This window comes from Lactobacillus amylovorus DSM 20531 (assembly GCF_002706375.1).
GTDB classification, from domain to species: domain Bacteria; phylum Bacillota; class Bacilli; order Lactobacillales; family Lactobacillaceae; genus Lactobacillus; species Lactobacillus amylovorus.
The window spans coordinates 928947-941970 of the sequence record NZ_CP017706.1 but is presented as its reverse complement, the minus strand read 5'-3'; the positions used below and the strand labels follow the sequence as shown (position 1 = coordinate 941970).

General features: G+C 39.0%; 11 protein-coding genes. 8 read left to right on the top strand and 3 right to left on the bottom strand.

From position 1 onward, the window contains the following. Window positions 1–122: 122 nt before the first annotated feature. From LA20531_RS04940 to LA20531_RS04930, 3 genes are all read right to left on the bottom strand, one after another. Window positions 123–1088 carry a Gfo/Idh/MocA family protein gene (locus LA20531_RS04940; protein ID WP_056939636.1) on the bottom strand — a complete coding sequence of 322 codons (966 nt, stop codon included), beginning with the start codon at window positions 1086–1088 and terminating at the stop codon, window positions 123–125. 10 nt (window positions 1089–1098) lie between these two features. After that, window positions 1099–1914 (bottom strand): hypothetical protein, encoded by an 816-nt coding sequence (locus LA20531_RS04935; RefSeq protein WP_056939637.1) that lies wholly within the window; start codon window positions 1912–1914, stop codon window positions 1099–1101. A gap of 73 nt (window positions 1915–1987) precedes the next feature. Beyond that, complete coding sequence (locus LA20531_RS04930; protein WP_056939638.1) at window positions 1988–2752, bottom strand: DUF6612 family protein; 765 nt, start codon at window positions 2750–2752, stop codon at window positions 1988–1990. 168 nt (window positions 2753–2920) lie between these two features. Here LA20531_RS04930 and LA20531_RS04925 point away from each other — a divergent pair, with 168 nt between their 5' ends. The 8 genes from LA20531_RS04925 to tyrS all read left to right on the top strand — a co-directional run bounded on the left by LA20531_RS04925 (window position 2921) and on the right by tyrS (window position 12617). After that, the gene (locus LA20531_RS04925) at window positions 2921–3613 is read left to right on the top strand and encodes a 2,3-diphosphoglycerate-dependent phosphoglycerate mutase (protein WP_013437040.1); all 693 of its coding nucleotides are present in this window, start codon (window positions 2921–2923) and stop codon (window positions 3611–3613) included. A gap of 215 nt (window positions 3614–3828) precedes the next feature. Continuing rightward, window positions 3829–4431, top strand: a complete 603-nt coding sequence (gene pcp, locus LA20531_RS04920; RefSeq protein ID WP_056939639.1) for a pyroglutamyl-peptidase I — start codon at window positions 3829–3831, stop codon at window positions 4429–4431. A gap of 63 nt (window positions 4432–4494) precedes the next feature. Next, window positions 4495–5055, top strand: a complete 561-nt coding sequence (locus tag LA20531_RS04915; RefSeq protein WP_056939640.1) for an aldose epimerase family protein — start codon at window positions 4495–4497, stop codon at window positions 5053–5055. A gap of 101 nt (window positions 5056–5156) precedes the next feature. Further along, a complete protein-coding gene (locus LA20531_RS04910) occupies window positions 5157–6254 on the top strand; it encodes an LCP family glycopolymer transferase (protein ID WP_056939641.1) in 1098 nt (365 codons plus the stop codon). Continuing rightward, complete coding sequence (locus LA20531_RS04905) at window positions 6254–6871, top strand: glycerol-3-phosphate acyltransferase (protein WP_052542736.1); 618 nt, start codon at window positions 6254–6256, stop codon at window positions 6869–6871. Before LA20531_RS04910 ends, LA20531_RS04905 begins: the two co-directional genes overlap by 1 nt. 41 nt (window positions 6872–6912) lie before the next feature. Continuing rightward, window positions 6913–9903, top strand: coding sequence for an LTA synthase family protein (locus tag LA20531_RS04900; protein WP_056939642.1), 2991 nt, complete (start codon window positions 6913–6915; stop codon window positions 9901–9903). A 97-nt stretch (window positions 9904–10000) separates the two neighbouring features. After that, window positions 10001–11095 carry a hypothetical protein gene (locus LA20531_RS04895; RefSeq protein WP_056939643.1) on the top strand — a complete coding sequence of 365 codons (1095 nt, stop codon included), beginning with the start codon at window positions 10001–10003 and terminating at the stop codon, window positions 11093–11095. A gap of 259 nt (window positions 11096–11354) precedes the next feature. Next, window positions 11355–12617 carry a tyrosine--tRNA ligase gene (gene tyrS / locus LA20531_RS04890; protein WP_013437047.1) on the top strand — a complete coding sequence of 421 codons (1263 nt, stop codon included), beginning with the start codon at window positions 11355–11357 and terminating at the stop codon, window positions 12615–12617. Window positions 12618–13024 lie beyond the last annotated feature (407 nt).

Genomic DNA, 13024 nt, shown 5'->3' with positions numbered 1-13024 from the left:
ATAAATACTAAAAATCAGGTTTTATTGGAGTATATTCCAAACAAAAGTAAGACAAAAATAAAAAGATTGATTATCAACGTTTTTTTGTAACGAAGACAATCAATCTTTTTTAGTTTGATTTTTTATTCCTCAGAATTTCTTGCAGCAGTCAAAATTTGCATTGACTCAAGCGTATTCACAAATGCTTCATCAGCTTTCACCGTATCATGATTATCGATGATCTCACTAAACGCATTAAACTCGCTCGTCATACGGTGGTCGTATTTATTCAAGTTGTAACGCTTAGGTTCTTTGCCTCGCATTTGTACTGTAAAGTTGTTAAGTTCGCCAGTTGAACCATCGATACAGATACTGCCTTTTTCACCTTCAATGAATGAACGTGGCGTTACGTAACTATCCTTTGATGCGGTGAGGGATGCTTGCTTGTCAGGGTAGGACAAGTGCAAGATGCCTGATGTATCAACGCCTTTTTGCATATTAGCGTAATATTGCACCTTATCAGGCAAGCCGAACAAGGCCGCTACAAGATGAATGTTGTAAATGTTTAAGTCCATCAAAGCACCACCATCTTTATTTGGATCAAAGACTGGTGCAATCTTGCCTTTAAGGAAAGCATCATAACGGCTTGAGTATTGCGTGTAGTTCATGTTCACGATATGAATTGGTGCAATATTCTTGATCTCTTTTTGAATTGCCTTGAAGTTTTCTACATAAAGGTTGGTGATTGCTTCAAGGATGATCAAATCTTTTTCGTCGGCAAGTTGCTTTAATTCTTTTGCTTGCGCCGTGCTTTCGACAAATGGCTTTTCGCAGATTACGTTTTTACCATGCTCTAATGCTTCTTTGGCAATCTCATAGTGCAAGAAGTTTGGCACAGCCACGTAAACCGTATCGACATCTGGATCTACCATCATTTTTTCGTTATCAGTGTAGGTTTTCTTAATGCCATATTGGTTAGCTAATTCCCGGGCAATATCTTTGCTACGGACAGTTGATGAAATTGCTGTGAGTTCTAGATTGTTGATCTTATCAGCAGTCTTCAAAAAATCGTGGACGATCATTCCACTTCCGATAATTCCTAATTTCATAATTCAACCTCTACTTTTTCTTACTATTATTATCAGTTGTTGGCAATGGCTTAGCATTAGTTGCGGAAGTTGGTACTTTTAAGAAGTCGTGGCTGCCAAAGTTGCCGTAACTTTGACCAACCTTAACCGTCATCATCTTGCCCAGCTTCATGTTCACGAAGACGTTGAAGCCAGCCAATTTGTTGTCTCTTACTACAGCCTTAACTGTCATGTCCTTGTACTTGCCATACTTTTGAATTTGCTTGAAAACTCTAGCTTGGTTAGTGCTTTGAGGCACAGTATTGAAGACTGGCGCTGCTGCTTTTTTCATTAAGTCCTTGTCTTTGATATTAGCAGTCAAAGTGTAAGTCTTTTCCTTCTTATTACGCTTCATCTTGTAGGCGTTAACCAAAGTGTCGCTTGGATTATGGATCAAACGATTATTCATAATCGCGTCAGTCAAATCTGCGTATGAGTGACCCGTTAATTTTTCAAGATCAGCCTTGTACCAAGTATCACGACCATTGATGTAGACGTTGTTCAGGTTGACCCATTCTTCGCTTGAACGAGTCTTGCCCTTGCTGGTTGTTTGGTTAGTAATATGGTAGACAGTTGATTCGCCACCAAAGGTAGTGCTTGCCAAGGCTACTTGGCTAGAAGTGTCAGTGCCCAAGGTAACAGATTGGATGACTTGGCCACTTCTGAAGCTCTTTTTAGCCTTTTGCACTACCTGACTTTTAGTTAAAACTGGGTCGGCAGTGTTTTTCTTTTGCTGACTGCAGCCACCCAGTAAGAATAGGGTAGCGCGTGAAATACCAATAAATGCTTTTTTAAGTTTTGTATTCATGATTTTTCTCCTATAGTTACACCTATTATTATATACGAAAAAAGCCCGAATCTCTTCGGATTCGGACTTAGTATTAATTGTTCGTGCTCATTTTTCCTAAATCGACTGCGCCTTTTTTAACATTGGCAGGAACCTCTAAGTTCTTGATCTGGTCAATTTGATCAGCATTCATGGTAAAGGTTCTCTTTGTGCCTTCATCTTTATAGGTAGAAACCACCTTCACATCAGTGATGTGGTAGCTCTTATCAACGTCGATCAAAATTTCGTTGTTGATTGGTTTCACGTTGTCTAAATCGATGCCGATCAAAGCCGTGATCGCAGAATCGGAGACGATGGCATTCCAAATTTTCTTATTGTTTCCTTTATAAGAGAGGACATAATCGTTGCCATTTGGTTTAACTTTAAAACTCTTGCTGGTAGCAACGAATGGATCAAGCATGTTGTCTAAACTGTCTGTTAATACAGCATATGAACTGCTTTTGCCTAGTTTGGTCTTAAACCAGTGACTAGAACTGGTGCCTTTCATTTGGATGTAGTTGTTTTTACCTTCAATCCACATCTTATAGTGGTTGGAAGCTGTGGCCACATTAGCGTAGATGACTGTTGGATCCTTAACGTATTGAGCTTCTGCTTTTTGAATCGTTTGCCCATTTTCAGTTTCGTTCCAAGTAGTATGCATCGAATCGAACTTGGTCTTTTGCGCCTTAGTCAAAATCGTTTTGGCACTTGGCAAAGTATTTTCTTTTTTAGTAGTAGATTTATTATTTGAACAGCCTGCTAACAGCAAGACAAAAATGCCAATGAGGCCGATGATAATTTTTTTATTTTTGAATACCATAATTCCGCACTTCTTTTTTGATTAATATTTTCTGTTCTAAGTTAGCACAAAAGGGTAAATATTTGAAACAATGTCTAAAAATTAATGTTTTTTTGTCATATCTCTATGAAAAAAACTGCGAAATGTGTAAAATATGGGTGAAACATTGAATTTAAAAGGAGATATTTCATGTCAAAATTAGTTTTAATCCGTCACGGTCAAAGTGAATGGAACCTTTCAAACCAATTTACTGGTTGGGTTGACGTTAACCTTTCAGAAAAAGGTGTTGAAGAAGCTAAGAAGGCTGGTCGTTTAATCAAGGAACACGGTCTTGAATTTGACCAAGCTTACACTTCATTATTAACTCGTGCTATCAAGACTTTGCACTACGCACTTGAAGAAAGTGGCCAACTTTGGATTCCAGAAACTAAGACCTGGAGACTTAACGAACGTCACTACGGTGCTCTTCAAGGTTTGAACAAGAAGAAGACTGCTGAAAAGTACGGCGATGAACAAGTTCACATTTGGCGTCGTTCATACGATGTTTTGCCACCAGCTATTGATGACGACAACAAGTACAGCCAAGCTCACGACCGTCGTTACGCAAACTTGGACCCACACATCGTGCCTAAGGCAGAAAACTTACACGTATGTCTTGACCGTGTAATGCCATTCTGGGAAGATCACATTGCTCCAGACTTACTTGACGGCAAGAATGTAATTATCGCAGCTCACGGTAACTCACTTCGTGCTTTGACTAAGTACATCGAAAACATTTCTGACGACGACATCATGAACCTCGAAATGAAGACTGGTGAACCAGTTGTTTACACATTCGACGAAAACCTTGATGTTGTTAACAAGGAAAAGTTGGACGACTAATTAAATAGTGGTTATTCACACAAAAAGGACTTCGAATTTTCGGAGTTCTTTTATTTTTTAGGGTAAAAAAAGACATCCCCGGAAGGGATGCCCATTTTCATCAACTTGCTCCAAAAATTTTAATATATTATTCTATTTCATATTTTTTGAAACAAGTATATTATATTATAAACAAAGAAAAACTGCCATTTTTTTCTAAGAAAGAGGCAAAAATTATGAAAATCTTAGTAACTGGATTCGATCCTTTTGGCGGTGAAAAAATTAATCCGGCTATCGAAGCCGTAAAGAAGCTGCCAGATGAAATCGACGGCAATCAAATCATTAAACTAGAAGTACCGACGATTTTTTATCAAAGCGCCAAGGTAGTTAAAGAAGCAATAACAAAATATCAACCAGACATGGTCATCAACGTCGGCCAAGCAGGTGGCCGAGCTGCCATTACACCTGAAAGAATTGCCATTAATTTTCAAGCGGGCTCAACTCCCGATAATTCAGGCAAGGGTCCAAAAGAAGGCAAAATTGAAGCAGATGGTGCCGACGGTTACTTCACCCAATTGCCAATTAAAAAGATGGTCACTGCCATGAGAAAAATAGGCATCCCTGCCGAAGTTTCAAATTCCGCTGGCACGTACGTCTGCAACCACCTTTTCTACGAGGTGCAATACATGCGCGCACGCGAATTTCCTAACCTAAAAGCCGGCTTCATTCACATTCCATTTTTGCCTAGCCAAGCGAAAAATGGTCGTCGTCCATCCATGAATTTAAGTGATATGGTAGAAGGGCTAACCGCTTCCATTAAAGTGGCAGTAGCTGACTAAAAATTGACAGTGACCCCTTTCAAGTGCTATTTTTGTCTTTGGAATTAAAGTTGGGAGAAAAATATGCAAACAATTGATGATTCTCTCTTTCAAGTCTCTGTCGATGAGAATGGGGCCATGGTGGCCCACTTAATATCAGTAACTGATAATTATGATTATCTCGGCGAAGAAGGGACTAAAGAGGGTACGGCAATTGCTTTTCCAGTGATCAATCATGATAATGACTGGGCCAGCAAAATGCCTTGGACTGTCGTTGATAAAGGCGATACTCGAGTGAGTTTGACTTTAATTGATACACCGGAAAGCTATAAGAAATTCCCGTATCACTTTGAAGTGATGACTACATATGCCTTAGAGGGCAATCAAGTCGAGATAACCTTTTTTCTAAAGAACTCTTCGCATAAAGAAATGCCATTTTCATTAGGTTTTGTTCTACCAAATAATTGGCCTACTGAAGAGGGGATTAACAAAATTAGTTTAAATAATGGAAAACATGAAATTGATGTTGCTTCAACTGATTTTAAATTAAATGTAGAAGAAGATCATGTTACCGCATTTATTGATGAGATCAAGCTTGAAGCAGAAAGTAGCAAGACTTTTGCTTTAAACTTGACTTTGAAGTAAAAATAAGTAACGATTTTAATAAGATATAGGAAGCAGGTCAGCGATGATTTGCCTTTTTTGTTATAATACACTCAATGTGAATTTACATATAGGTATGACTTATGGAGAAAAAAAGACAATATCATCCGAAAAGCACGCGAGTGCAAAATCATAAATATCGAAAATACCACATTTGGCCGCGGATTGTTGGTTTAGTTGTGCTAGCTGCAGTTGGCGCAGCAATTGCGTACTTTACTTCTGTTTACTTTAAAACGAAGAATGCAGTTGATAAGACCTATGATCCCCATACTGCAGTGAAAACTACAGGTGAATTTAATGGAAAGAAACATTTTGCCGTTTTACTGATGGGTACGGATACCGGCGCCTTGGATAGAACGGAGAAGCGGGGTAGAACCGATACCATGATTTTAGCTGTAGTTAACCCTGCAAAGAAGCGCTACACGCTGATTTCTATTCCGCGTGATACGATGGCACAGATGATTGGTGCCGATTCTTTCCAAACTGAAAAGATCAATGCCGCGTATGAATTCGGCGGTGCCAAGATGTCAATGGACAGCGTTTCGAAATTGATTAATGTGCCGATTAAGTATTATGCCGTGGTTAACATGGGCGGAATCATGAAGATGATCCGTTATGTTGGTGGTATTAACATTCGGCCAACGCTCAGTTTTGAATATGGCGGTTATATCTTTAAGAAGGGTAAGTTAACGCACATGGGTGGTGCTGGTGCACTGGCCTATTCAAGAATGCGTTACGATGATCCACGAGGCGACTACGGCAGACAAGAAAGACAGCGTCAAGTTATTACGACTTTGATTAAAAAGGCTATCTCTGTCAGCTCGCTTTCAAACTTGGATTCAATCTTAACGTCAGTTTCAAGTAACGTGCGGACTAACTTGCCATTCAGCGCTTTGCAACAGATCGCGACGAATTATCGTGGCTGTGCCAAGACGTCTACTAGTGACTACTTGCACGGCTATAATGCGATGATCGACGATGCCGCATATCAAGTACAGCCAACCAGTGAATTGCAACGAATTTCTAATAAGGTTCGCACAGAACTAGGTCTTGAAAAAGAAACCATCAGCAATAACGAAACTTACCAAAATAAGCGCAATATTGCTCATGGCTTTAGTTTCAAGAGCGGTAAGACGCAAGACTACCATATTTATGACTACACGGGAGATGATGATAATTGATGACGCCTATTTATGCGACGCTGATCGGTTATCTCTTTGGTAATTTTCTGACTGCGATGGTTGTCGGAAAAATCTTTTTGAAAATAAATCCTACTCAATATGGTTCACATAATCCTGGAACAGCCAATATGGGTGCTGTTTTTGGTAAAAAATGGGGCATCTTAACATGTCTCGGTGATTTGCTTAAAAGCTTAATTGCCTTATTTATTGTTTACTTTGCTTTTCCAGGTCACATTAATATTGCTTTTGCCGGACTAGGCTTGATTTTAGGACATTGCTTCCCATTCTGGAATCATTTCCAAGGCGGCAAGGGAGTTGCGGTTGCAGCTCAGATCACAGTGTTCTATGATTGGAAGGCTGGTTTTGCGACATTGCTGGTGGCCCTCGTGCTGACAGCAATCATGCAAAATTTGACGATTCCGCCTTTAGTGTTTATGCTTTTATTCAGTGTTTATGAATTTCTGCAAAACCAAGAGGCAGGAATTATCTTCATGGTGATTACTTTAATCATGGTCTTCAAGTTTTGGAAGGATATTGTAGATTTCTTTACCGGACACGGCAAGAAGGTCGATATTTTATACTCGATCAAGAAGAAGCTGGGGATCAAGAGTAAGTAATGGCAAAAAAGAATTTTTTAGTAAGGACATAGACTAAGAAAATGAGTGAGATTAAGAAAAAAAAATCACTAGGTGTTGTCCAAATTATCTGTATAATTGTGGCAGCATTTTTCATGCTAGTGCAAATGTTCTCATGGAGTAGCCTGTTTGGTAGACTTCCACTCAGCACTTTAATGAGATACATCCCTGGACTGCTAGACTGCAGCACGATGGTGCTTGTGCCAATGGTCTTTGGGGCTGTCTACAGCAAGAAGAAGGTCCATCCAACTGAGGCTTTCAGATTCTGGATTATGGCAGTTGTCACACTAGTGTTGCTGTATTTGGTCAACTTTATGAAGCGACCAGGCAGCTTTAATATGTGGAAGTTGTGGGGCGTATTTTTCCCAGTACTAACTAGTACATCAGTACTACTTGCTGGATTAATCTTCAGTATGTTGGCTCAGCCATACATCTATGAACTGCAACATCGCATTACTACTAAGCAAAACTTGCTTTTGCTTAGTGCATTGACTTTGGTAGGATTTGCCACTAACGCTGGTACAATGATTTTCAACTACTCCATCTATGGTGTTTACCTAATCTTGTACTTCGCATGGGGTATGTTTTTAGCTAATGTCAAAATCCCTAAGAAGGTATTTGGCTGGACGATTGGTGCCGGCATCGTATCATTCTTTGTAATGTTCATCGGTGTTCCCGGATTTAACGGTGTTTACTGGTACCAACGTTTATCTGGTCGTAGTGGTGTTTATTCTTGGAATCCAAGATTCTTAAGCAACGTTACATCACCATTTCTATTCTTAATGGTTCTTGCCGCATTTTTGATTTTTAGAAAAGTAATCGTTAGTTTCTCTGCTAAGGAAATGCGCTTCTTTATTCCGGTTGTAATCTTTATGGATGCCCCAATTATCGGCGGCTTTGTAAGATCATTCCGCTTCACTAACAGCGCCGGATTTAACAAGTTCTTGATGATTATCATCATGACGATTGCGGCCTTTATTTTGGACTATCTGTATGAACGATATCTGTTCAAATTTAAGCCGGTCAAAAATGCAATTACATTCTTTAATAAACATGATAATCTGGCGCAAATTGTCGAAGATCTCTGGGGCAAGTTTACTGCTTGGGTTGTAGAAAACAGAGTAAGACTTCTTACTTGGGGTTGGTTCTACATCTTGAGTTTCGTCTCATTCTTGATCGAATCAGACAATTTACGTATTCAAATTACTACTGCTACAGACATCAACGCAGTTATCTTCTTGCTCGGGACTAGATTCTTCGCCATCATTTTGACGGCTATCTTCCTCGATGCAATGTTTGCGATCTTCTACTTCATTACTACGCGTTACTGGACTTCAACAGTTTTAGTCAGCGTAATTACTATTGGTTGGGCTATTGCCAACAAGATTAAATTGAACCTTCGTGGTGAACCAATTTACCCAACCGAAATTGACGAAATCGTAAACTGGAAGACCTTGCTTCCAATGGTTGGTCAAAAGACAGTCATTATGGTTGCCGTTGCATTGGTCATTATCATTGCATTATGTGTCTTCCTTGAAATCAAGTTTCCAATTAAGAAAAAGGGTTCATGGAAACGTCGTGGTATTTGGGCATTACTCAGCTTGCTCTTATTCATGACACCAATGCGCTTTAACCACGATGGCGGTATGATCTACCACATCAACCGTGGTTTTGACAACAAGCAATCATTCAGAAACCCTGAACGTGATATTCAAATTAACGGTCCATTATTGAACTTCTTGAACTACTTCGACTTGCAAATTATGAACAAGCCAGCCAACTATTCAGAATCTACAATCAAGCATTTGGACCAAAAGTACAGCAAACTTGCTGATAAAATTAACAAGACAAGAAAGAATACTTTAAAGGATCAAACTATTGTCTACAACTTGAGTGAAAGTTTTGTTGATCCATATACTTTCCCAACAATTAAGATTGATCCAAAAACTCCAAACCCAGTTAAGTTTATCCAATCAATGAAGAAACGTGCCACATACGGTAGCATGCTTAGTGCCGGTTACGGTGGTGGTACTGCCAACATGGAATGGGAAACTTTGACCGGATTCAACATGGGTATGTTCAAGTCAACCTTGACTCCATATGTACAAATCGTACCAAACTACGACTTCTACCCAACCATTGGTATGGACTTCAACTACAAGTCAGCTGTTCATCCATTCATTGGTACTTACTACTCAAGAATAGAAGACTACAAGAGATTTAAGTTTAACAAGTTCGTTTACCTTGGTTCTAAATACAAGATCATTGATCAAAAGAAACTTGGTAAGAGTACTTACAACTCTGACTTCACTGCTTATGCTAACGGTTTGAAACAAATCAACAGCATGAAGGGTGGTCAATTCATTAACTTGATCTCAATTCAAAACCACATGCCTTACAACAACTGGTATCCAAACAACGAATACATGGGCAAGGTATCTGGTGAACTCTTCAACACTGCTGCCGTTCGTGAACAAATGGCAACTTACATCAAGGGTACGCAATACACCGACAAGGCAGTTAAGAAGTTTATTGGTCAAATCGATAAGATCAAGAAGCCAATTACTATTGTCTTCTACGGTGACCACTACCCAAGCATCTTGTCACAAAACTACACTGGCAAGTATCCAGTTCAAATGCACTCAACTCGCTACTTCATTTACTCAAACAAGTACGCAAGAGAACATGGTGCTAAGAACAAGTTGACCCACAACACTAACTTCGTCAACACTAGTGACTTCACTGCTATGATGCTTGAACAAACAAACACTAAGGTAACTCCTTACCAAGCGCTTTTGACTGAAGTTCACGAGAAGCTTCCTGCAATTACCATTAACTTCAATGGTGACAAGGGCTTCCAATTGGTTGACCAAAAGGGTCACTTTGTAGATCCTAAGAAGTTGACTTCAGAACAACAAGCTATATTGAACGATTACGAAATGGTTCAATATGATATGACCGCTGGTCAAGCTTATGGTTTGAAGGCTAAGGGCTTCTACAAGATGAACAATTAAAATAAATAAGAAAAGGACTAGAGCACTGCTTTAGTCCTTTTTGTTTATGTAATGATAAAATAATAGATATGAGTATAAAGATTAAAAGGTGAAAACAATGAAGAGAATTTTAGCAATGGCACTTGCTAGTGCTGCTGGTTTAGCTTTTATGACTACTCCAGTTAATGCTGCAAGCAAACCAAACATGGTAATTGGCCAACGACAAACTTTACAAAAAGGCCAAAAATATCATTTTTACATTAATGCAGCTGGTCGTGTCCGAATTAACGGTAATGCTAAGTTTACGATGACCAATAGTTCACGCAATAAAATTGCCAACTATGGTTCAAGCAAGAACCAAGTATTTTATTTGCGCAAGGGTAACTATTATTTAACCCCAACTAATACGGCTAGCGTTAACTCTAACTTTACGAATTTAACTAAGATTCGCAAAGATTTTGAAACAGTAGTTGAGACTAAGAAGAACGTCAATGATGTAAATCATCCAATGGAAATCAAGAGTGGTGATCATATCAAGGGGATGCTAGGCTTCTACAACTACGATGAAACTGATGCTTATACGTTTAAATTGGATGAGCCTTCCAAAGTAACTTTTGACGTTAATGCTTTGCCAATCTACCCAGGCCATTACCAATATTACAGTTTGCGCTGGGAACTTAATAGTAACGGCTATCCATTGAACATCTTTACTAAGGACAAGCGCCAAAAAATTGTTTACAATTTGCCTCAAGGTACTTATACAGTAAGATTGTCTAATCTACGTGGTCGGTATAACTTTGATTTCAAGATTGAAGATGGTAGTGATACTGTCCCAAGTGCATCTAAGATTGAATCAGTTACCGATGAAAAGGATGCTGTACGAGTTAATGTAGCTCAAGCGGATAATGCCAAGAAATATGAATTAATGTTCACCCAAAAGGCAACTAACGGTAATGCCACTATTGGTATTCCATTCCAAAATGAAAGACTTGTAGGTCAAGCATTAGGTACAAGCACAACAATAGTAACTGATCCAGTTTTTCATAATCCTTCATACGGCATGACTTTTAAGCCAGTTGATGGACAAACATATTTAGTGCGTGTACGTGGCATAAATAGTGACACTTATCGTGGTCAAATCGATGCAGACAAAACACCAGTAGGTGAATGGTCAGATCCATATGAATTTACCTACCATGCACCTAAAAATTAAATTAAACGGTTGACTAAAACCGTTTTTCTAGTTAAGATCGTACTTAACGATAAGTAGCAAATCGATTCAGCGTTCAGAGAACTAGCGGTTGGTGTGAGCTAGACAGGTCGATTTTGACGAAATACTGATAGGGTGGTTTCTTTATCAACCAATAGAGATGCCGAATAGGCATGAACGTGGGTGGTACCACGGCTAAAGATGATAATTAGTCGTCCCTTGAGATTTATTCTCGAGGGGCGTTTTTTATTGGAGGAAAAATATGGCAAAATTTGATATTTTAGAAGACTTAAAGTGGCGCGGCGCCATTAACCAACAAACTGACGAAGAAGGCTTAAAAAAGTACTTGGCTGAACACGATGATTTGGCCCTTTACTGTGGTACTGATCCAACTGGTGACTCACTTCACATCGGTCACCTTATTCCATTCATGATCTTGAAGAGATTCCAAATGGCAGGTTACCACCCAGTAATCTTAATCGGTGGTGGTACTGGTGCAATCGGTGATCCATCAGGTCGTAAGACTGAACGTGTTCTTCAAACTGCTGACCAAGTTAAGCACAACGAAGAAAGTTTGACTAACCAAATGAAGAAGTTGTTTGGTACTGAAAACTTCGAAATTCGTGATAACGCAGAATGGCTTGGCAAGCTTAATTTGATCGACTTCTTGCGTGACTACGGTAAGTACTTCCAAGTTAACAACATGATCAACAAGGATGTTGTTGCTAGCCGTCTTGAAAATGGTATTTCATTCACTGAATTCACTTACCAAATTTTGCAAGCCATCGACTTTTACCACTTGAACAAGGAAGATGGCGTTCAATTACAAATTGGTGGTAGTGACCAATGGGGTAACATCACCGCTGGTATCGACTTGATCCACAAGCTTGAAGGTGCAGATCGTCCAGCATTTGGTTTGACCATTCCATTGATGCTTAAGGCTGACGGTACTAAGTTTGGTAAGTCAGCTGGTGGTGCTGTCTGGCTTGACCCAGAAAAGACTAGTCCTTACGAATTCTACCAATTCTGGATTAACCAAGACGACCGTGACGTTGTTAAGTACCTTAAGTACTTCACTTTCCTTAGCCATGAAGAAATCGAAGATTTGGCTGAAAAGACTGAAAAGGAACCTTGGAAGCGTGCTGCTCAAAAGAAACTTGCTGAAGAAGTTACTAAGTTCGTTCACGGTGAAGCTGGTTTGAAGGAAGCTCAAATGATCACCGACGCTTTGTTCTCAGGTGACATCAAGAACTTATCAGTACCTCAAATCGAACAAGGTTTGAAGAATGCTCCAAGTGCTGAAGCAGGTAGCGAAAAGAAGAACTTGGTTGACTTCTTAGTTGATACCAAGATCGAACCTTCAAAGCGTCAAGCTCGTGAAGACATCAAGAACGGTGCTATTTACGTTAACGGTGACCGTGAACAAAGCGTAGACTTCGACGTTGATCCATCAAGCGCCTTTGATGGGAAGTACGTAATTATCCGTAAGGGTAAGAGAAAGTACACTTTGGTAACTATCAAATAATTAAAAATATATTTTTAAAGCAAAATATAGTATCGAAAATAGAGTGTTAAAACCCTCTATTTTTTTGTCTTTTTTAGTGCTATACGATATTTAAAAAAGATTTTTTATGCTGAAATTGGTCTAATTTTGCCTAAAAAGTGGAATAATTTACTGAAAATCTGCCTGTTATTTTATTTATTTCCAAAAGCTTTCGTGAAATTTGCTCACAAATTCACATGATGCCTATACGATAATAGAAACATAAATAATGCTCCGTAGAAAATATACATGTATACGATTTAAAAATAGCGTTATAAAGCAATATTTAAAGATATATCCTTATTATTAAACCTTGTGAAAACAACAACTATGTTGTTTTATTTTTCATAAAAGGTGTTATAGTAAAAGTGTAAAGAGAAAACGAGTAA